We start from the raw sequence: 21106 nt of genomic DNA, 5'->3' as shown, positions 1-21106 counted from the left end.
GTGCGCATGCGCACCACGCCGGCCATGCGCAGTTCGTGCTCGACGGCCGCCGGCACCCACACACCGCGCCCGGGGGGGACCACCCAGTTGCCCTCGCGGGCGCTGACCGTGACCACGCCGCTGATGGCATGGATCAGCTGGGCGCGGTCATGGCAGTGCGGGGCGATGTGCTCGCCATGGCGATAGTTCTCGGCGAGCGGCAGGATGATCGGGCGCGGCATTGATGCGAGCCTGGCAAGGGTGGATGGAGGATTATTGGCGATGGGCGATACAAAGGGGAATCCCAGGGGCTTGTGCGAAAAGCCCCCGATATCAGCAGCCCTTCGCCACTTCCTGCGCCGAAACCGGCACATCGAAAACCTTGTCGAAACCCCACTGGAACACGAACGCATAGACGAAGAAGAACACGAACAACGCCAGGTTGGTCACCAGCGCCGCCCACAGGCCGATATCCAGCCAGTACGCCACCAGCGGCAGCAGGATCAGCACCAGCCCGCCCTCGAAACCCAAGGCATGCAGCAGGCGCCGCAGCAAGGTGCGGCTGCGCTGGTGCTGGCGCGCCTCCCAGCGCTCGAAGGCCCAGTTGTAGGCCATGTTCCAGCTCATCGCGATGCCCGACATGAGGATCGACAATACCGTCGACTGCGCCATGCCCGCGCCGAATGCCAGCTCCAGTACCGGCGCCACGCAGGCCACGGCGATGGCCTCGTAAAGGATGGCCTGGACGACCTTGCGCGCCTTGCCTTGCATGTTCAGCTCCCTGAAGAAAAGACCTGCAAAACTACAAGAAGAACGCCGCAAGAAAAAGTCAGAAATACTTTATTGACTGACCGTTCAATCAAAAAAAACTAGCATAAACGTTTCCGCAACACCTATCCCTGGCGCTCGGCAAGCACCTCCTCGCCGCTACGACCCCCTCTGCGTGACACTTCAGCAATGGCCTGCACCGCACTGTCCGGGGCACGCCGCGTATTGGACAACCCCGCGATCGGCTGCTTGTATCTATGACTGCAAGCGGCGACACGTCGTACAACTTCGTCCAGGGAATCGAACGAGGAACTACACGATGGCTTACACCGTGATGATGGTATTCGGTACCCGCCCCGAAGCGATCAAGATGGCCCCGCTGGCCCGCGTTCTGCGCGACTGGCCCGAGGTCGACCTGCAGATCTGCTCCACCGGCCAGCACCGCGAAATGCTCGAACAGGTCCTCACCGCCTTTGGCCTCGAAGTCGACCAGGACCTGCAGGTGATGACCCAGAACCAGACCCTCAACGGCCTGGCCCGCGACCTGCTGGACAAGCTCGACCAGGCCTATGAACAGGTCAGGCCCGATATCGTCCTGGTCCACGGCGACACCACCACCAGCTTCATCGCCTCGCTGGCCGCCTTCCACCGTCACATTCCCATCGGCCATGTCGAGGCCGGCCTGCGCACCGGCAACCTGCAGCAGCCCTGGCCCGAAGAAGCCAACCGACGCTTGACCGGCGTGCTCGCCGACCTGCACTTCACCCCCACCCGCGACTCCGACGCCAACCTGATCCGCGAAGGGGTGCCGCCCGAGCACATCGAGGTCACCGGCAACACGGTGATCGACGCTCTGCTGTGGATGCGCGACAAGCTGAACAAGGACAACTGGCGCCCCGCCGCCGACTCCCCGCTCAATGTGCTGCGCGATGACCAGCGCATGGTGCTGATCACCGGCCACCGCCGGGAGAACTTCGGCAGCGGTTTCGAACGCATCTGCCTGGCCCTGGCCGAACTGGCCCTGCGTTACCCGGACGTGCAGTTCCTCTACCCGGTGCACCTCAACCCGCAGGTGCAGCACGCGGTGTACAGCGTGCTCTCGGGCCGCGACAACATCCATCTGGTCGCGCCCCAGGACTACCCGCACTTCGTCTGGCTGATGAACCGCGCGCACATCATCCTCACCGACTCCGGTGGCGTGCAGGAAGAGGCCCCCGCGCTGGGCAAGCCGGTGCTGGTGCTGCGCAAGGTCACCGAGCGCCCCGCGGTGCTCAAGGGCGGCACGGTCAAGCTGGTCGGCACGCTCACCGAGCGCATCGTCCAGGAGACCAGCCAACTGCTCGACGACCCGGTTGCCTATGAGCGCATGGCCCAGGTCTACACCCCCTTCGGCGACGGCCACGCCAGCGAGCGCATCGCCGAACGCCTGAGCCGCTGGTTCGCCGAGCAATCCGCCGCACGGGACAACGCATGAGCCTGGCCTTCATCGATTTCCTCACCTACGTCCTGTTCGGCCTGAAGATCCTTGCCATCATCCTGGCGACACTGATGTTCCTGCTGGGACTGGACGATCTGTTCATCGACCTGTGCTACTGGGGCCGCAAGTTGATCCGACGTTTCCGCATCTACGACAAGTTCGACAAGGCCGACGAAAAGCGCCTGTTCGAGGTGCCGGAAAAGCCCCTGGCGATCATGGTGCCGGCCTGGAACGAGGTCGGCGTGGTCGGCGAGATGGCGCGCCTGGCGGCCTCGACCATCGACTACGAGAACTACCAGATCTTCGTCGGTACCTACCCCAACGACCCGCAGACCCAGGCCGACGTCGACGCCGTGTGCCTGCACTACCCCAACGTGCACAAGGTGGTCTGCGCCCGTCCCGGCCCCACCAGCAAGGCCGACTGCCTGAACAACATCATCGACGCCATCCTGCGTTTCCAGCAGGACGCGCGCATCGAGTTCGCCGGCTTCATCCTGCATGACGCCGAGGACGTCATCTCGCCCATGGAACTGCGCCTGTTCAACTACCTGCTGCCGAACAAGGACATGATCCAGATCCCGGTGTACCCCTACGCCCCGGAATGGAAGGGTTTCACCGCTGGCCACTACGTCGACGAGTTCGCCGAGAACCACGGCAAGGACGTCATCGTGCGCGAGGCGCTCACCGGCCAGGTGCCCAGCGCCGGGGTCGGCACCTGCTTCAGCCGCCGGGCGATCAGCGCGCTGCTGGAGGACGGCGACGGTATCGCCTTCGATGTGCAGAGCCTCACCGAAGACTACGACATCGGCTTCCGCCTCAAGCAGAAAGGCATGAAGTGCATCTTCGCCCGCTATTCCATCACCGACCCGGCGCTGGCCCTCAAGCAGGAGTGGCGCCCCGGCATGAGCCGCGAGTTCGCCCAGGTGATCTGCGTGCGCGAGCATTTCCCCCGTGACTGGCAGCACGCCATCCGCCAGAAATCGCGGTGGATCGTCGGCATCGTGTTCCAGGGCACCAGCAACCTCGGCTGGAGCCGCAAGGGCGCGCTCAACTACTTCCTCTGGCGCGACCGCCGCGGGCTGTTCGCCTACCTGTTGAGCTTCCTGGTCAACCTGTTGCTGCTGGTGCTGCTGGCCATGTGGCTGGTCACGGTGATCGCGCCGGAGTCGTGGCGGTTCATGTCGATCCTCAGCGACAGCACGCTGCTCAGCACCTTGCTCTGGCTCAACGGCCTGCTGCTGTTCAACCGCCTGTTCCAGCGGTTCTGGTTCGTCACCCGCTACTACGGCGTCTTCGAAGGCCTGCTCTCGGCACCACGGATGATGTGGAGCAACTTCGTCAACTTCTTCGCCAACCTGCGCGCCCTGCGCCAGGTGATGGAGATGGGCGATTCGCGGCGGGTGGCCTGGGACAAGACCACCCACGAGTTCCCTGCCCTCGCCGCGCCGGCACGCACCCCGCTGGGCCATCGCCTGGTTGAGAAAGGCCTGCTCAGCGAAGAACAACTGGAGCAGGCCATCACCAGCCCGGTACGCCGGCGCCTCGGGCGCGAGCTGCTGCTGCGCGGCTGGCTCACCAGCGAACAGCTGGTCGAGACCCTGGCCGAGCAACTGGACCTGCCCTGGGCACCGCTCAATCCGTTCAAGATCGCCCCGGCGCTGATCGCCAAGCTGCCGCGCAAACTCGCCACCCACTACGGCGTGCTGCCGGTGGACGAAGACGGCGACACCCTGGTGCTGGCCAGCGAAAGCCCGGTCAGCCAGGTCTCGCTGGGGGTCATCAGCCGCCAGCTCAAGCGCCCGGTGCGTGCCCGCCTGGCGCCGCAGGGGCGCGTAACCCTGGGCCTGCGCTATCACTACCCGAGCCCTTGGCAGAAACCCGAGACCCGGGAAATGCTCGAGGTACTCGAACGCCACCAGGACGATGCCGCGCTGCTGGAGAGGGTCGGTACCCACCAGGTGATGCTCGGTTCGCTGCTGCAAGTGCGCGGCATGGTGCCGGTGACCCTGTTCAACCAGGCCCTGATCGACTTCAACCCTGAGCAGCAGAGCCTGGGCGAACACCTGATCGCCCGCGGCATCATCACCGAGGAGGTGCTGCAGCAAGCCCTCGCCGAGCAGGCCAGCGAACAGCAGGCCGCCTACGACCTGACCCGGGAGGTGGCATGACGCCCCGTCTTTCCCTGACCATCGCCAGCCTGCTGCTGTGTTCTTCCGCCCTGGCCGCGCCGACCAAGCCGATGACCGACTTCCAGCGCTTCACCAGCTACCCGTTCATGGAGCGTGGCTATCGGGAGGCGCAGAAGGACAACTGGGCCGAGGTCGAGCGCCTGACCCGCCATGTGCTGGGGCGCGTACCGAACAACAACGAGGCCCGCGCCCTGCTGGCCGAAGCCCTGGCCCATCAACGGCGGTACAAGGAAGCCGAGGCCATTGCCGAAGACCTCGACGACAATCCCGAACACGCCGATGCCCTGCTGGAACTGCGCCTGACCTGGATCGAACAGGACCCGCCGGCCGCGAGCCAGGTGGAGGCCTGGCTCGCCGACAGCCAGGGCCAGCAGCGTGTGCGCCTGTGGCAGGCCTACAGCGTCAGCCTGGCCAAGTTCGGCGGCGCGGCCAAGGCCCTGGAGTGGCTCAACCAACTGCCGGTACGCGACGATGGCATGGTGCTGCGCATGACCCGGGCCAACTTCGCCGAACAATTGCGCAACTGGGGAGAGACCATCAACCAGTTGCAACCGCTGGCCGACCAGGGCCAACTGCCCCCGCAGGACTGGCAGCGCCTGGCCAATGCGTATATCCAGCAGGTCGATGAAAAGGGCCTGAACACACTCCTGGCCAGCGCCCCCTCCCAGGAAGCGGCGACCCGCGCCCGCCTGGCCATGGCCAACCGCGCCATCGCCATGGGCCACAACCAACAGGCCGAGCGCTGGCTGCAGAGCCTACCCGCCGAGCAACTGCAGCACCCCGAGCAGCGCCAGCAGCTGTGGGAGCTGGCCCGTGAAGGCGATGATGCGCCGCTGGTGCGCCAGCTGAGCAATGAACTGCAACGCCCGTGCCTGGAGACCGTCGACTGGCTGTCCCACAAGGACCTGAAGCTGGCCCGCGAGCAGCTCGGCCAATGCCAGGCCCGCGACAATCCGCGCAGCTATGCCATCCTCAGGCAACGCCTGTATGGCGACCCCGCGCAGCCTGCGCAACCGCGCACTGCGGCGCAGTGGGAGCAACGCTACCGGCAGACTGGCGATCTCGCCGCCCTGGAACAAGCCAGCTTCATGCTGCTCGAAAGCGGCCAGAGCGAGCGCGCCAGGCAGTTGCTCGACAACGCCTACGCGCGTCGCCAGGGCAGGCTGACACCTTCGCTGCTGCAACGCCTGGGCAATCTCTATGCGCGCAACGACGGCCCGCTGGACGGTCCACGCATGCTCGCTCTGGTGCCACGGGTCGATGCCATCACCCGTGGCCAGCTACTGGGCCGCCTGGCCGAAGCCGGCCAGTGCGACGCCGTGCGCAAGGCCATCCCGGCCACCCCGGTCGAAGCCGGGCAGTATCGCGCCCTGGGGCGTTGCGCCATGCCTGATCAGCCAGGCGAGGCGGTGGTCTACTACCAGGCCGCCGAACGCCTGGGCGATAGCGGCAGTCGCCTGCCCCTGGCCTACGCCCTGGAAGCCTCCGGCGACTCCCAGGCGGCACTGCCGATCTGGAACAGCCTGCCGGCCAGCGCCTGGACCGACAATGCGCGCCTGACCGCCGCCCGTGGCGCGCTGAACGCCGGTGACGCCGACGCCGCCCGCCGCCACTGGGATGCGGCGGCGCACCAGAGTGCCGACGACTGGGCGCTGGGCGCCGCCATTGCCCAGCGCCAGGGCGACCCGCAGCAGGCCCTGGCCTTCCAGCGCGAAGCGCTGCGTCATGCCCCGCGCGCCGATCACTACTACGCTGCCGCCGGCACCGCCCAGCAGGCCGGCGACAGCACTCAGAGCAGCGCCTGGCTGGCCGAGGCCGTGCGCCTGGCGCCGGACCAGCCGCGTTACCGCGCCGACTACGGCATGCGCCTGGCGGGCTCGGCGGACAAGCAGCAACGCCGCCAGTCCATACCCTACCTGGAGCGTGCCACCCGCGACTTCCCCGAGGACTACCGCCTGGGCGAGACCCTGGCCCTGCGCTATGACGAGGTCGAGGACAGTGCCTCGGCCCGCCGCGAGCTGCGCCGGGTACTGGACGTGGAGCGCAACCTGGTCGACGGCGACGATGAGTACGGCAGCCTGGAGGCGCGCAAGTACCGCCAGCGCCGCGCCCATGAAGCCCTGTCGCGCCGCGACAGCATCACCCTGGCCAGCACCTGGTCGCCCGCAGGCACCTCGACCAACGACAAGTTCCTCGACAACGGCGAACGCAGCGGCAGCTCGCGCCGGGCCCGCTCGCAGAACGTGCAGCTGGCGATGTGGGACCACGCCCTGGGCGAGGAGCCCAGCCGCAATGGCAGCACCCTGTCGGTCTACGGCCGCGTGCTGTTCGGTGGCCAGAGCCGCACCGACTACGCGCAGAGCATGGGCACCGGTGTTGGCCTGCGCTACAAGCCGCTCGGCCAGGCCAACCTCAACCTGTACGCCGAGCTTTATCACCAGCGCCAGATCGACAGCACGCACTACAGCGGCCTGAGCCTGGGCGAACTGCTCAGCCCGGCCAAGGTCGGTGGCAACTGGGGCGACCTGCGTCACAACGCCGAATCGAGCAACGACCTGCTGCTGCGCGCCACGGCTTCGTTCCTGGATCAGGGCAAATACCGCAACGACTGGCGTATCGACGAGGACGACTGGGACGAGCGCTTCCTCTACCTCGACGCCGCCTGGTGGACCCGTGCCGGCGACCATGCCTGGCTGTCGCGCTTCCAGCAGGGCCATGCGTGGAAACTGCCCAGCCAGTCGCCGCAGACGATCATGCCCTACGGCTTCCTCGAGTTTTCCAGCCAGGACCCGAGCAACGACTGGCGCCAGGACGCCCGCGCCGGGGTCGGCGTGCGCTGGCAGTGGTGGTTCGACGACGACCGCTACAACGCCTATCGCGGCTCGCTGAAAGTACGCGCCGAGTACCAACAGGCACTGGGCGGCAACCTCTACGAACGCGGCAACGGCGTGCTGCTGGGTGTGGAGATGAACTTCTGATGCGTAGCTTCCTGGCTCTCTGCCTGCTGATCCTGTGGCTACCCGCCCAGGCCGACCAGCGCCTGTTCTACCAGCCGCTCAACCGTGACGCGAACGTCACCCCGGCGCAGTGGCAAAACCTGTGGCGAGCCACCGTGGCCCAGGGCGGCAAGACCCTGATCGTGCAGTGGAGCGCCTACGGCGACAGCGACTTTGGAGGCTCCGAGGGCTGGCTGGCCGGGAGCCTGCGCGAAGCGCAGGCCCAAGGCCTCGAGCTGGTGCTGGGCCTATACATGGATCCGGCCTACTACCAGCGCCTCGAACAGCTCGACGGCGAAGGCCTGAACAGTTACTTCAAGGCGCAGCTGGGACGCTCGCTCACCCAATACCAGCAGCTCAAGGCCGAATGGGCGCTGCCGGTGGCCGGCTGGTACCTGCCCATGGAACTGGACGACCTGCACTTTCGCGACCCGGCCAGGCGCGATGCGCTGCACACGCAGTTGCAGGCTTTCAACCGGCAACTGGACAAGCCCCTGCATATCAGCGCGTTCAGTGCCGGCCAGCTGTCGCCGCGGGTCAATGGCGCGTGGCTGGAGCAGTTGGCCAGCCTTGGCCTGAACGTCTGGTGGCAGGACGGCGTTGGCACAGGCCGCCTGGCGCCGCTGGTACGCCAAGGCTACGAACAGGCCCTGCCCTGCCGGGTGGGCATCGTGCGCGAGGCGTTTCGCCAAGTCAGCAAGCCTGGCCAACCGTTCCGCGCCGAACCTGCGCAGCCGGCGCTGAGCGGAGGCTGCCACGCCGAAGCCGTGTTCGCCCTGCGCTATCGGCCCTGGGCCAGAGGGACGCTTTCCAGGGATTGAAACCAGCCGTCTGAACGAATCCCAACGCGGGGCCAGCAAGAACAGCACAATAGCCGAGGGCATCCTCCAGCATGTACAAGACCCTCGAAGCCCACATCCGCCAGCAGGTCGCCCCCGCCGCCCTGCGCGCCGAGTTCCGCCAGCACGAATTCGAGGCCATGCGCCGTTTCTGCCTGCTGATCTTCTGCATCGGCATTGCCATCTGGCTGGTCTTCGACCTGATCGTCAGCTACCTCGGCGGCCAGGGCTTCACCTGGCTGTCCGGGGTGTTCATCGCCTTGCTGTGCAGCCTCACCGTGGTCCTGGGTTTCACCCGCAGGAGCCAGCATTTCGACGTACTCAACCTGCTGTTCGTGACGGTGATCACTCTGGCCATGCGCCTGGTGATCGAGGGCATCCCCATCGCCCTGCGCCCGGTGTGGCTGGTGCTCGGCGTCTCGACGGTGCTGTACACCGTGTCGGTGCTGCCGGTGCGGCGCTGGTCGTTCTTCTGCGCCATGGGCATCACCTGGGTCATGCTCAACCCCTTCTTCCACACCCGTATCGAAGCCCTGGAGCTCGAAGGCGCGATGCTGGTCAGCTACGCGGTATGCCTAAGCGGCCTGGTGATCTACAGCTACCTGCGTATCCGCCAGGCCAAGCTGCACAACTTCTACCTGACCAAGGTACTGCTGGAGCAGGCCTATATCGACGCGTTGACCGACATCCCCAACCGTCGCTCGTTCATGGCCAAGGCCGGAAAGCAGCTGCAACAGGCCGGCGAACAGTACCTGGCGATGATCGACATCGACAATTTCAAGCAGGTCAACGACCGCTTCGGTCACGACATCGGCGACGAGGTGCTCAAGCGCGTGGCGGCGCACATAAAGGCGACGATGATCGGCTATGAGATCGCCCGGCTGGGCGGCGAGGAGTTCGCGATCTTCTTCCAGGGGCTGGATGAAACAGGCGCCGAGCAGCAAGTTGCGAGGCTGTGCCAGCGGGTACGCGAAGACCTCGGGGCACACCCGGTGACCATCAGTATCGGCCTGGCCCGGATCGATAGCGGCGATACCCTGAGCACGGCGCTGATCCGGGCGGACCAGGCACTGTACGAAGCCAAGCATACGGGCAAGGACCGCTTCGTCCGGTGGACTACCCGGCTGGCAAGCGAATCCTGAACTGCGCCCCGCCCAACGCCGACTGCGCCACCGTCAGCGTGCCACCCTGCCCTTCGATGGCCCGCCGGCTGATCGCCAAGCCCAAGCCGAAACCACCCGTGTTGCGGTCACGGCTGCGGTCCAGGCGGTAGAACGGCTGGAATATCCGCTCACGTTCCTCGACCGGAATACCGATGCCGTCGTCCTCGACTGTCACCAGACAGGCGCCATCCTCTTCCAGGCGCAGGCGCAGCAGCAGGCTTTCGTCGCAGTAGCGCATGGCGTTGCGCACCAGGTTCTGTACCGCGCGGGCAGTCAGTCGCGGATCGAGGACGAAGCGTGGCAGGTCGGCGTCGCATTGCACCTCCCACTGGATGCCGCGATCGTCGAGTTCTTCGGCGAAACCACCGAGCACGCTGTCCACCAGCTCGAGCAACGACACCTCGACCCGCTCGCGGGCCTGGTCGGCGCTTTCCAGGCGGCTGTAGGACAGCAGCTCAAGCACCAGCTCGTCCAGCTCGCGCACATGGCCCACCAGCCCCAGCAGGCGTTTGCGGCTGGCCGGCGGCACCTCGTCGAACAGCAGCACCAGGCCGAAGTCCAGGCGGGTCAGCGGTGTGCGCAGCTCGTGGGACACCGCGTTGAGCAGTTCACGCTGCTGGTTGACGTGGCGCTCCAGGTCGCTGGCCATGGTGTCGAATACTCCGGCCAGCTCGCCAATGTTCGAGCGCGGCGAGATATGCGTGCGCTCGGACATCTCGCCGCGCCCCAGGCGCCGGGCGGTGTCCTTCAGGCGCTCGAGGTCGCGCCAGTGCGGCCATACCCACAGCAGCAGGCAGCCAAGCATGGCCGCGCCGATCAGCACAGTCACGCCCCAGGACAGCACGTTGATGTCCAGCGGGTCGTCCGGCGAGTGCAGGCGCACCAGCCAGTCCTGGTCCAGCGGCGCCAGCGCCGTTTCGTAGTAGCCCCAATCGGCCATGCGCACCACATACAAGCCATGTTCGAGCCGGGCCTTTTCCTCGCTGCTCAGCTCGGCGTCGTCCATGCGCAGCAAGCGCACCTCCAACGGCTTGAACGCCGCGGCCAGTTCCTTTTCCACCGTCGGCCACTGCTCCCGCGGCGCCTGCTGGAACTGACGCACGATAAGGGTCTGCACGCCCTTGGCCTGGTCGAGGTTGTAGGCCATGAAGCGATCGTGAAACAAGCCAACGATGGTGTCGGGAATCAGCGCGATCGCCCCGGCGTAGGCGACGATGATCACCAGGTACAACCGCACCAGGATCTTCAGCATGGCGTATCAGTACTCCCACTCGACGCGGCTGAACAGGTAGCCCTTGCCCCACACGGTCTTGATCTTGCGCGCTTCACCTGCGCTGTCGTCGAAACGTCGGCGCAGCTTGGAGATGGCCACGTCCACCGAACGGTCGGTGCCGTTGAACTCGATACCGCGCAATTGCTGGAGGATGCGGTCACGGCTCATCACCTCGCCGGCGTTGCGCGCCAGCACCACCAGCAGGTTGTACTCGCCGCTCGACAGCTCCACTTCTTCGCCGCGCCAGGTGACCGTGCGCTCGGCCAGGTCGATGCACAGGCCGCCGATCTGGATCAGGTCGCAATCCAGGCGCGGCTCGTTGACGCTGCTGCGGCGCAGCAACGTGCGCACCCTGGCCAGCAGCACGCGGGGTTCGCACGGCTTGGTGACGTAGTCGTCGGCGCCCATCTCCAGCCCCAGCACCTGGTCGTGGCTGTCGTCGCGGGCGGTCAGCATGAGGATCGGCAGGCTCTGCGTCTCCTGGCGCAGCAGGCGGCATACCTGCAGGCCGTCCAGGCCCGGCAGCATCAGGTCGAGGATCACCAGGTCCGGTTTCTGCCGACGGAATTCGTCCAGCACATGGTCGCCGCGGGCAATCACCCGGACATGGAAATCGTTGCGTTGCAGGTAGCTGGCGATCAGTTCGGACAACGCGCTGTCGTCTTCGACCAGGAGAATGTTCGGCATAAGGGGATTTGACGAAAGATTGAAGTAGGGCAGGATATAGAATCCCGGGCGGGCCACCGCCGATTGTTCACACTTTTTCACACACGCCCAACACAGCTTAACAGCCGCCACCCGAACGGCTGCTTTAGCATACGCTGGATCAAACCTGGAAGATCCGTATGTCCACGCTCCGTGCTTTGCGCCTGCGCCCTCTGGCGCTGCTGGCGCTGATGACCCTTTCCCTGGCCGCTTGCAACGACGCCGCCGAGCAGGAAGAAAAGGCCCCGCCCTCTCAGGTCCGGGTCGAAACCCTTGCCGTGCAACCGCTGGCCATCAGCACCGAACTCAGCGGCCGCATCCTTGCTCCCCGCACCGCCGAGGTGCGCGCCCGGGTGGCCGGGGTGGTGCTCAAGCGGGTGTACCGCGAAGGCAGCGACGTGAAACAGGGCGATGTGCTGTTCCTGATCGATCCGGCGCCGTTCAAGGCCGACTTCGACAGCGCCCGCGCCACCCTGGCCAAGGCCGAGGCGACGCTGTACCAGGCGCGCCTGCAGGAGCAACGCTACCGCGAACTGGTCGACGACAAGGCCGTCAGCCGCCAGGAGTACGACAACGCCCGCGCCGCCTTCCTCCAGGCCGACGCCGCGGTCGGCGAAGCCAAGGCGGCGCTGGAACGCGCGCGCCTGAACCTGGGCTACGCCACCGTCACCGCACCGATCTCCGGGCGCATCGGCCGCGCCCTGGTGACCGAGGGCGCGCTGGTCGGCCAGAGCGAGACCACGCCGCTGGCCACCATCCAGCAGTTGAACCCGATCCACGCCGACGTCACCCAGTCGACCCGCGAACTCAACGCCCTGCGCCGCTCGCTGCGTGCCGGCGAGCTGCAGCAGGTGGGCCGCGACCAGGTCAAGGCCACGCTGATCCAGGACGATGGCAGCGCCTACCCGCTGGCCGGCAAGCTGCTGTTCTCCGATATCAGCGTCGATCCGAGCACCAACCAGATCACCCTGCGCAGCGAGTTCCCCAACCCGGACCTCGACCTGCTGCCCGGCAGCTATGTGCGCGTGCGCCTGGACCAGGCCGTGCAGCCCCAGGGCATCAGCGTGCCGCAGCGCGCCATCCTGCGCGACAGCGCCGGTGTGCCCAAGGTGCTGCTGGTCGACCACCAGGACCGCATAAGCGAACGCCAGGTGACCCTGGGCAGTGCCCAGGGCGACCGCTGGATCGTCAGCGAGGGCCTGGCCCCGGGTGACCGCGTGGTGGTCGAGGGCCTGCAACACGTCAAGGCCGGCGACCAGGTGCAAGTCGACGAACAACCAGGCGCCACCGCAGTCGCCCAACACAACGGCCAATGAGGGCCTGATCCATGCCGCAGTTCTTCATCGACCGCCCGGTGTTCGCCTGGGTGGTGGCCTTGTTCATCCTCCTGGTCGGCGCCCTGGCCATCCCGCAGTTGCCGGTGGCCCAGTATCCCGACGTGGCCCCGCCGCAGGTGGAAATCTACGCCGTCTACCCCGGCGCTTCGGCGGCGACCATGGACGAGAGCGTGGTCAGCATCATCGAGCAGGAGCTCAACGGTGCCGACAACTTGCTCTATTTCGAATCCCAGAGCAGCCTGGGCAGCGCCACCATCACCGCCAGCTTCCAGCCCGGCACCAACCCGGACATGGCCCAGGTGGACGTGCAGAACCGTCTCAAGGTGATCGAGTCGCGCCTGCCGCGCCCGGTCACCCAGCAAGGCCTGCAGGTCGAGAAGGTGTCCACCGGTTTCCTGTTGCTGGCCACCCTCACCTCCGAGGACGGCAGCCTCGACGAGATCGCCCTGTCGGACATCCTCGCGCGCAACGTGATGAACGAGATCCGTCGCCTCAAGGGCGTCGGCAAGGCGCAGCTGTATGGCTCCGAACGGGCCATGCGCATCTGGATCGACCCGGCCAAGCTGGTCGGCTTCAACCTCACGCCCAACGACGTGGACGAGGCCATCGCCGCGCAGAACGCCCAGGTCGCCCCCGGCAGCATCGGCGACCTGCCGAGCCGACCGACCCAGGAGATCACCGCCAACGTGGTGGTCAAGGGCCAGCTGAGCACCCCCGAGGAGTTCGCCGCCATCGTCCTGCGCGCCAACACCGACGGCTCCACGGTCACTGTCGGTGACGTGGCGCGGGTCGAGATCGGGGCCCAGGAATACCAGTACGGCACCCGCCTCAACGGCAAGGCCACCAGCGCCTTCAGCGTCAAGCTGTCGCCCGGCGCCAACGCCATGGAAACCGCGACCCTGGTCAAGCAGAAGCTCGACGAGCTGGCGCGCTACTTCCCGGCCGGGGTGAAGTACGACATCCCCTACGACACCTCGCCCTTCGTCAAGGTCTCGATCAAGCAGGTGATCAACACCCTGCTCGAGGCCATGGTGCTGGTGTTCGCGGTGATGTTCCTGTTCCTGCAGAACTTCCGTTACACGCTGATTCCGACCCTGGTGGTGCCGGTGGCGCTGATGGGTACCTTCGCGGTGATGAACGTGCTGGGCTTCTCGGTCAACGTACTGACCCTGTTCGGCATGGTGCTGGCCATCGGTATCCTGGTGGACGACGCCATCGTCGTGGTGGAAAACGTCGAGCGGATCATGGCCGAGGAAGGCCTGCCGCCCAAGGAAGCCACGCGCAAGGCCATGGGCCAGATCAGCGGCGCCATCGTCGGCATCACCCTGGTGCTGGTGGCGGTGTTCCTGCCGATGGCCTTCATGCAAGGTTCGGTGGGGGTGATCTACCAGCAGTTCTCGGTGTCGATGGCGGTGTCGATCCTGTTCTCGGCGTTCCTCGCCCTGAGCCTGACCCCGGCCCTGTGCGCCACCCTGCTCAAGCCGCTGGAGAAGGGCGAGCATCATGAGCGCAAGGGCTTCTTCGGCTGGTTCAACCGCCGCTTCGAAGGCATGAGCAACGGCTACCAGCGCTGGGTGACCCACGCCCTGGCCCGCAGCGGTCGCTACCTGCTGGTGTATGCCGCGCTGGTCGGCGTGTTGGTGTACGGCTTCAGCCAACTGCCCACCGCCTTCCTGCCCACCGAGGACCAGGGCTACACCATCACCGACATCCAGCTGCCGCCGGGCGCCAGCCAGGCACGTACCATCGAGGTCGGGCAGCAGATCGAGGCGCACAACGCCGAAGAGCCCGGCGTGGCCAACACCACGCTGATCCTCGGCTTCAGCTTCTCCGGCAGCGGGCAGAACGCGGCGCTGGCCTTCACCACGCTCAAGGACTGGTCCGAGCGCGGTGGCGACGACAGCGCGCAGTCGATCGCCGAGCGCGCCACCCTGGCCTTCACCCAGCTCAAGGACGCCATCGCCTACGCGGTGCTGCCGCCGCCGGTGGACGGCCTGGGCGAGTCGACCGGTTTCGAGTTCCGCCTGCAGGACCGCGGCGGCATGGGCCACACCGGGCTGATGGAGGCCCGCGACCAACTGCTGGACGCGGCGCGCAAGAGCAAGGTGCTGGTCAACGTGCGCGAAGCCTCGCTGGCGGAAAGCCCTCAGGTCGAGCTGGAAGTGGACCGCCGCCAGGCCAACGCCCTGGGCGTATCGTTTGCTGATATCGGCGCGGTGCTCGACACCGCGGTGGGCTCGAACTACGTCAACGACTTCCCCAACCAGGGCCGCATGCAGCGGGTGGTGGTGCAGGCCGAAGGCGACCGGCGCAGCCAGGTCGAGGACCTGCTGAAGATCCACGTGCGCAACAGCAGCGGCAAGATGGTGCCCCTGGGCGCCTTCGTCAGTGCCCGCTGGCAGTCCGGCCCGGTGCAGCTGACCCGCTACAACGGCTACCCGGCGGTGTCGATTTCCGGCGAGCCGGCGGCCGGCTACAGCTCGGGCGAGGCCATGGCCGAGATCGAGCGCCTGGTGGCGCAGCTGCCGGCAGGTGCCGGCCTGGAGTGGACCGGCCTGTCGCTGCAGGAACGCCTGTCCGGCAGCCAGGCGCCACTGCTGATGGCACTGTCGCTGCTGGTGGTGTTCCTGTGCCTGGCCGCGCTGTACGAAAGCTGGTCGATCCCCACCGCGGTACTGCTGGTGGTGCCACTGGGCGTGCTCGGCGCGGTGCTCGCGGTGACCCTGCGCGGCCTGCCCAACGACGTGTTCTTCAAGGTCGGCCTGATCACCCTGATCGGACTGTCGGCGAAGAACGCCATCCTGATCATCGAGTTCGCCAAGGACCTGGTGGACCAGGGCGTGGATGCGGCGGACGCGGCGATCCAGGCCGCGCGTCTGCGTCTGCGCCCGATCGTGATGACTTCGCTGGCGTTCATTCTCGGCGTGGTGCCGCTGGCCATCGCCAGCGGCGCCAGCTCGGCCAGCCAGCAAGCCATCGGCACCGGGGTGATCGGCGGCATGCTCAGCGCCACCTTCGCCGTGGTGTTCGTGCCGGTATTCTTCGTCGTGGTGATGCGCCTGGCCGGGCGCGGCAAGACCAAGACGGCGCAGGTGGCCAGCCACCAGGCCTGACTGGACAAGCCCTGCGGTAAATGGGAGGGTTCCCGGCATCGACTGCCCGGAACCCTTTTTCATGCCCGACGTTCTTCCCCCCTGCTCCATCCTCATTCTTGCCGGCGGCCGTGGCCAGCGCATGGGCGGGCGCGACAAAGGGCTGGTGCCCTGGCGCGGCGAGCCGTTGGTGGCGCATGTGCAACGCGCCTTGCGGGCACTGAGCGATGACCTGGTGATCTCCTGCAACCGCAACCAGGCGGCCTACGCGATCTACGCCGACCAGCTCGTCACCGACGCCGAAGCGGACTTTCCCGGCCCGCTGGCCGGCGTGATCAGCGGACTCAGGGCAGCCCGGCACGAATGGGTGGTAGTGCTGGCCTGCGATGCGCCGCGCATCGACCGGGCGCTGGTCGAGGACCTGCTGCGCCTGGCCGTGGCGCATGACAGCACGGCCATGGTGCGCCAGGGTGGGTATTGGCAGCCGATGTTCAGTGTGCTGCCCCGGCGCGTGTTGCCATTGCTGGAGCAAGCCTGGCAGGCGGGTGAGCGGAGTTTGCAGAAGGCCTTGCTGCAGGCGAACGTGCAGGGGTTGGCGTGTGCCGAGGACGATGCGCGGTTGAGCAACTTCAACAGTCCGGATCTGTTGCGCGATTAGTGCTCGCCTGTTCGGGCCCTATCGCGGGGCAAAAAAAGGCCCCAAGGCAGGGACACCTGGGGCCAAGCGGTTGGATTTCCCAACCAAAGGAGGCATTTCAACCTTGGGCCGGCCAGCCACCGCCCAAGGCACGGAACAGATCGACCAGTGCCAGCTGGCGCTGGGTGCTGGCCTGGATGAACGCCGCTTCGTTGACATAGCCGTTGCGCTGCGCGTCCAGGTAGCGCAGGTGGTTGTCCACCCCGCCCTCATAGCGCGCCTTGGCCAGCGCCACGGTCGCCCGGCTGGTGTCGGCCAGGGCACGCCGCGCGGCTTCCTCGCGACGCAAGGTATCGGTGGCGGCCAGGGCGTCGGCCACTTCGCGGAAGGCGCTCTGGATCGTGCCTTCGTAAGCGGCCACCGCCGAGTCCTTGCGCGCCTCGGCCAGGCTCAGGCCGGCCTTGTTGCGCCCGGCGTCGAACAGCGGCAGCGACAGTTGCGGCATGAACGTCCAGCTACGCGAGCCGCCGTCGAACAACCCGGACATCTGCGCACTGGAGGTGCCGAAACTGCCGGTCAGGCTGATCCGCGGGAAGAACGCCGCCCGCGCCGCGCCGATATCGGCATTGCGCGCCCGCAGCCGATGCTCGGCGGCGAGGATGTCCGGACGGCGCTCGATCAGCGCCGACGGCGCGCCTGGGGCGATGTCCTGCAGGACCATCGGCGCCTGCGCCCGCTCGGCGGGAATCGACTTGGCCGCCTCGGCGCTGCCCAGCAGCAGTACCAGGGCGTTGTAGGCCTGGCGCTGCTCGCGCACGATGCCTTCCAGCTCAGCCCGTGACTGCTCGACCAGCCCCAACGCTTCCTGGTGGTCCAGCGCCGTGGCCGTGCCGGCGCCTCGTCGCTGGCCGACCAGGGCCAGCGAGTCCTCGCGGCTAGCCAGGGTCTGGCGAGTCAGCGTCAGGCGCCGTTCGGCACCGTCCAGGGTCAGGTAGGCCTGGCTTACTTCGGCGATCAGCGCGATACGCGCGGCACGGCCGACTTCCTCGGTGGCCAGGTACTGCTCCAGCGCCGCATCGCTCAGGCTCTTGACCCGACCGAACAGGTCCACTTCGTACTCTGGCAGCGACAGCCCCACCTGGTAACTGCTGCTGACCCCTTCCCTGCCGTTGTTCAACAGGTCCGCCGGCAGGTGCTGCCGGTTACCGGAGGCACCGGCGTTCAGGCCTGGTACCCGATCGGCCCGCTGGATACGGTATTGCGCTCGGGCCTGCTCGATGTCGAGCAGGGTCTGACGCAGGGAGCGGTTGTTGTCCAGTGCCGTGGTGACCAGTTGACGCAAGGCCGGATCGACGATGAACGCCTGCCAGTCCAGCTGCTCCACCGACTTGCCATGATGGCCGGCGGCATCGCCCCAGGCAGCCGCCACCGGCGCCTCCGGGCGCTGGTAGGTCGGTGCCAGGGAGCAACCGACCAGGGTAACGGCCAGCGCGAACGGGAGTGCACATTTACCCATGACCATCACTTCGTCACCTCGACAGCGTGTTGCACAGGGGCCGGCTTGCGCTTGAGCAGCTTCAGCACCCAGACGAAACAGATCGGCACGAACACCACCCCCAGCAAGGTGGCGCTGAGCATGCCGCCAATCACCCCGGTACCGATGGCGCGCTGGCTGGCCGCGCCGGCGCCGGTGGCGATGGCCAGGGGCACCACGCCGAGGATGAAGGCCATGGAGGTCATCACGATCGGGCGGAAGCGCAGGCGCGCGGCCTCGATCGCGGCGTCGCTCAAGCTGTAGCCCTTCTCCCACAGTTCCTTGGCGAACTCGACGATCAGGATGGCGTTCTTCGCCGCCAGGCCAATGATGGTGATCAGGCCGACCTTGAAGTACACATCGTTGGGCATGCCGGTGAGCAGTACCGCCCAGACCGCGCCCAAGGCGCCGATCGGCACGATCAGCATCACCGTCAGCGGAATGGCCCAGCTTTCATACAGCGCCACCAGCAGCAGGAACACCACCAGGATGGCCAGGGCGAACAGGCCGGCGGCTTGGCCGCTGGAGACCTTCTCCTGGTAGGACAGGCCGGTCCAGGCATAGCCGATGCCGGGTTGCAGCTCGCCGACCAGGCGCTCCATCTCGGCCATCGCCTGGCCAGTGCTGTAGCCGGGCGCGGCGTCGCCGGCGATACGAATCGACGGGTAGCCGTTGTAGCGCACCAGTTGCACTGGCCCTTCCTCCCACTGGGTGGTGGCAAAGGCACTGAACGGCACTTGCTCGCCACTGGCGTTAGGTGCGTACAGGCGCAGCACGCTTTCCGGGGTCATGCGCTCGCCCTGCTCGGCCTGCACCACCACGCGCTGCTGGCGCCCGGCATTGGTGAAGTCATTGATCACCGCCGAACCGAAGGCGGTGGCCAGCGTGCTGTTGATCGACTCGAAGTTCACCCCCAGGGCGCGGGCCTTGTCGCGGTCGATCTTGACGCGCAACTGTGGTGCTTCTGCCAAGCCTTCCATCATCGCGTACAGGAACACCGGGTTACCGTTGGCGCGGGCCAGCAACTGGTCACGGGCCGCCAGCAACGCTTCACGCCCCAGGCCGCCACGGTCCATCAAGCGCAGGGCGAAACCGCCGGAGTTGCCCAGGCCGTCGATCGGCGGCGGCATGACCGCGGTGATGGCGCCGTCGCCGTTGGCCGCGAAGCGCTCGTTGGTCGCGACGATTTCGTCTGCCGCCGATTGGCCCTTGCCGCGTTGCGACCAGTCCTTGTAGGTCGGGAATGCCAACGCGGCATTCTCACCCTGGCCCGAGAAGCTGAAACCGGTCACCACGATCGAATTGGCCACTGCCTCGCGAGACATCAGGAACTGCTCGAGCGCTTCGGCGGTATGGTCAGTGCGCACCCGGCTGGCGCCAGGCGGCAGTTGCACGTCGACGATGCCGTAGCCGAGGTCCTCGGCGGGCACGAAGGCCTCCGGGACGCGCAGGTAGGAATAACCCAGCACCACCAGGATGCCGACATAGGCGAGCATCCAGCGCCCGGCACGGGCCACCAGTGCACTGTTCATCAGCGAATAGCGCTCGGTCACACGGGCGAAGCCGCGGTTGAAGGCACCGAAGAAACCGCCTTTCTCGTGGTGCCCATGGGCCACGGGTTTGAGCAGCGTGGCGCACAGCGCCGGAGTGAAGGTCAGGGCCAGGAAGCCGGAGAACAGGATCGACACCGCCAGCGACACCGAGAACTGCTGGTAGATCACCCCCACCGAACCGGACATGAACGCCAACGGCAGGAACACCGCCGCCAGCACCATGGTGATGCCAATGATCGCCCCGGAAACCTGCCCCATCGCCTTGATGGTCGCTTCCGCCGGCGACAGCCCTTCCTCGGCCATCAAGCGCTCGACGTTCTCCACCACGACGATGGCGTCATCCACCAGGATACCGATGGCCAGCACCATGCCGAACATGGTCATCATGTTCACCGAGAAACCCAGCAGCTTCATGACCATCAGCGTGCCCAGCAGGCACACCGGCACCACGATCGACGGGATCAGGGTGTAACGCACGTTCTGCAGGAACAGGAACATCACCAGGAACACCAGCACCATGGCTTCGATCAGGGTGTGGATCACCTTCTCGATGGCCACGTCGACGAAGCGCGAGGTGTCGTAGGGCACCGAGTATTCGACGCCCTCCGGGAAGAACTGCGACAGCTCGGCCAGGCGCTCCTTGACCAGGGTCGCGGTTTCGATGGCGTTGGCGCCCGGTGCCAGCTGCACCGCGGCGACTACGGCGGGCTTGCCGTCCAGGCGCGCCGAGAGGTTGTAGTTCTCGCTGCCGATGGCCAGGCGCGCGACATCGCCAAGGCGCACGCTGGAGCCGTCCGGGTTGGCGCGCAGGACGATGCCGGCGAAGGCCTCGGGGGTTTCCAGGGTGCCCTGCACGGCCAGGGTCGCGGTCAGTTCCTGCTCGCTGGCGCCGGGCGTGCTGCCGAAACTGCCGGCGGGTACCTGGACGTTCTGGCCACGAATGGCGTTGCCGATGTCGTCGATGGACAGGCCGTAGCCCACCAGCTTCTGCGGATCGACCCAGACCCGCATCGCCGCCTCGGAGGCGAAGAACTGCAGCTTGCCCACGCCGGGGACGCGCAGCAGCTCGTTGTTGATGTTGCGCGCGGCATAGTCGGCCAGGGTGGTGATGTCGTCACGGCCACCGGTGGCGCTGGTCAGCGCGTACATCAGCAGGAAGCCGGAACTGGCCTGCTCGACCTTCAGACCCTGAGTCAGTACCGCCTGGGGCATGCGTGCCTCGGCCTTCTTCAGGCGGTTCTGCACGTCGACCTGGGCCATGTCCGGGTCGGTGCCGGGCTGGAACGTCACCATCACCTCGGCCACGCCGTTGGAGTTGTTGGTGGACTCGTAGTACAGCAGGCCCTTGGCGCCGTTGAGCGACTCCTCGATGATGCTGGTCACCGACTCGACCATCACCTTGGCGGACGCGCCCGGGTAGATGGCATTGATGGAAATCTGTGGCGGCGCCACGCTGGGATACTGGGCCACCGGCAACGCCGGGATCACCAGCAAACCGGCCAGGGAAATGAACAGCGCCACGACCCAGGCGAAGTTCGGCCGATTGATGAAAAACTTGGACATC

14 protein-coding genes are annotated in these 21106 nt (G+C 66.7%); 8 read left to right on the top strand and 6 right to left on the bottom strand.

The window, feature by feature from the left end; all coding sequences use genetic code 11:
- Together ACODS9_RS23395 and ACODS9_RS23390 are read right to left on the bottom strand one after the other, a co-directional pair.
- Positions 1 to 221 (bottom strand): AraC family ligand binding domain-containing protein (locus ACODS9_RS23395; RefSeq protein ID WP_489094870.1); only part of this gene is annotated, 221 nt, incomplete at its 3' end.
- Between the two features lie 91 nt (positions 222 to 312).
- Entirely contained in the window at positions 313 to 750 is a 438-nt protein-coding gene (locus ACODS9_RS23390; protein ID WP_046855196.1) for a PACE efflux transporter, read from the bottom strand.
- Between the two features lie 316 nt (positions 751 to 1066).
- Between ACODS9_RS23390 and wecB the strand changes: the two genes are divergently transcribed.
- The 5 genes from wecB (at position 1067) to ACODS9_RS23365 (ending at position 9390) form a co-directional block, all read left to right on the top strand.
- Positions 1067 to 2221 (top strand): non-hydrolyzing UDP-N-acetylglucosamine 2-epimerase, encoded by a 1155-nt coding sequence (gene wecB / locus ACODS9_RS23385; protein WP_094011429.1) that lies wholly within the window; start codon positions 1067 to 1069, stop codon positions 2219 to 2221.
- Entirely contained in the window at positions 2218 to 4392 is a 2175-nt protein-coding gene (gene nfrB / locus ACODS9_RS23380; RefSeq protein WP_489094869.1) for a cyclic di-3',5'-guanylate-activated glycosyltransferase NfrB, read from the top strand. Before wecB ends, nfrB begins: the two co-directional genes overlap by 4 nt.
- Complete coding sequence (locus ACODS9_RS23375) at positions 4389 to 7391, top strand: phage receptor (protein ID WP_489094868.1); 3003 nt, start codon at positions 4389 to 4391, stop codon at positions 7389 to 7391. Before nfrB ends, ACODS9_RS23375 begins: the two co-directional genes overlap by 4 nt.
- On the top strand, positions 7391 to 8230 hold the full coding sequence (locus ACODS9_RS23370) for a DUF4434 family protein (RefSeq protein WP_489094867.1): 840 nt from the start codon (positions 7391 to 7393) through the stop codon (positions 8228 to 8230). The genes ACODS9_RS23375 and ACODS9_RS23370 overlap by 1 nt, the downstream gene beginning before the upstream one ends.
- A gap of 71 nt (positions 8231 to 8301) precedes the next feature.
- Entirely contained in the window at positions 8302 to 9390 is a 1089-nt protein-coding gene (locus ACODS9_RS23365) for a GGDEF domain-containing protein (RefSeq protein WP_489094866.1), read from the top strand.
- On the opposite strand, the gene ACODS9_RS23360 is transcribed toward ACODS9_RS23365, so the two are convergent.
- Entirely contained in the window at positions 9365 to 10663 is a 1299-nt protein-coding gene (locus ACODS9_RS23360; protein ID WP_401111454.1) for an ATP-binding protein, read from the bottom strand. The two genes, ACODS9_RS23365 and ACODS9_RS23360, sit on opposite strands and share 26 nt — an antisense overlap.
- 6 nt (positions 10664 to 10669) lie before the next feature.
- Positions 10670 to 11371, bottom strand: coding sequence for a response regulator (locus tag ACODS9_RS23355; RefSeq protein WP_046855189.1), 702 nt, complete (start codon positions 11369 to 11371; stop codon positions 10670 to 10672).
- 158 nt (positions 11372 to 11529) lie between these two features.
- Here ACODS9_RS23355 and ACODS9_RS23350 point away from each other — a divergent pair, with 158 nt between their 5' ends.
- The 3 genes from ACODS9_RS23350 to mobA all read left to right on the top strand — a co-directional run bounded on the left by ACODS9_RS23350 (position 11530) and on the right by mobA (position 16476).
- A complete protein-coding gene (locus tag ACODS9_RS23350; protein ID WP_401111451.1) occupies positions 11530 to 12705 on the top strand; it encodes an efflux RND transporter periplasmic adaptor subunit in 1176 nt (391 codons plus the stop codon).
- Positions 12706 to 12716: 11 nt separating this feature from the next.
- A complete protein-coding gene (locus tag ACODS9_RS23345) occupies positions 12717 to 15839 on the top strand; it encodes a multidrug efflux RND transporter permease subunit (protein ID WP_489094865.1) in 3123 nt (1040 codons plus the stop codon).
- Between the two features lie 61 nt (positions 15840 to 15900).
- Positions 15901 to 16476, top strand: coding sequence for a molybdenum cofactor guanylyltransferase MobA (gene mobA / locus ACODS9_RS23340; protein WP_489094864.1), 576 nt, complete (start codon positions 15901 to 15903; stop codon positions 16474 to 16476).
- Between the two features lie 97 nt (positions 16477 to 16573).
- On the opposite strand, the gene ACODS9_RS23335 is transcribed toward mobA, so the two are convergent.
- Complete coding sequence (locus ACODS9_RS23335; RefSeq protein WP_489094863.1) at positions 16574 to 17977, bottom strand: efflux transporter outer membrane subunit; 1404 nt, start codon at positions 17975 to 17977, stop codon at positions 16574 to 16576.
- Positions 17977 to 21105 (bottom strand): multidrug efflux RND transporter permease subunit, encoded by a 3129-nt coding sequence (locus ACODS9_RS23330; protein WP_489094862.1) that lies wholly within the window; start codon positions 21103 to 21105, stop codon positions 17977 to 17979. The genes ACODS9_RS23335 and ACODS9_RS23330 overlap by 1 nt, the downstream gene beginning before the upstream one ends.
- Between the last annotated feature and the right edge of the window lies 1 nt (position 21106).

Source organism: Pseudomonas sp. FG36 (assembly GCF_057809275.1).
The sequence above is the reverse complement of the archived record's forward strand: the minus strand, read 5'-3'. Positions and strand labels throughout refer to the sequence as shown.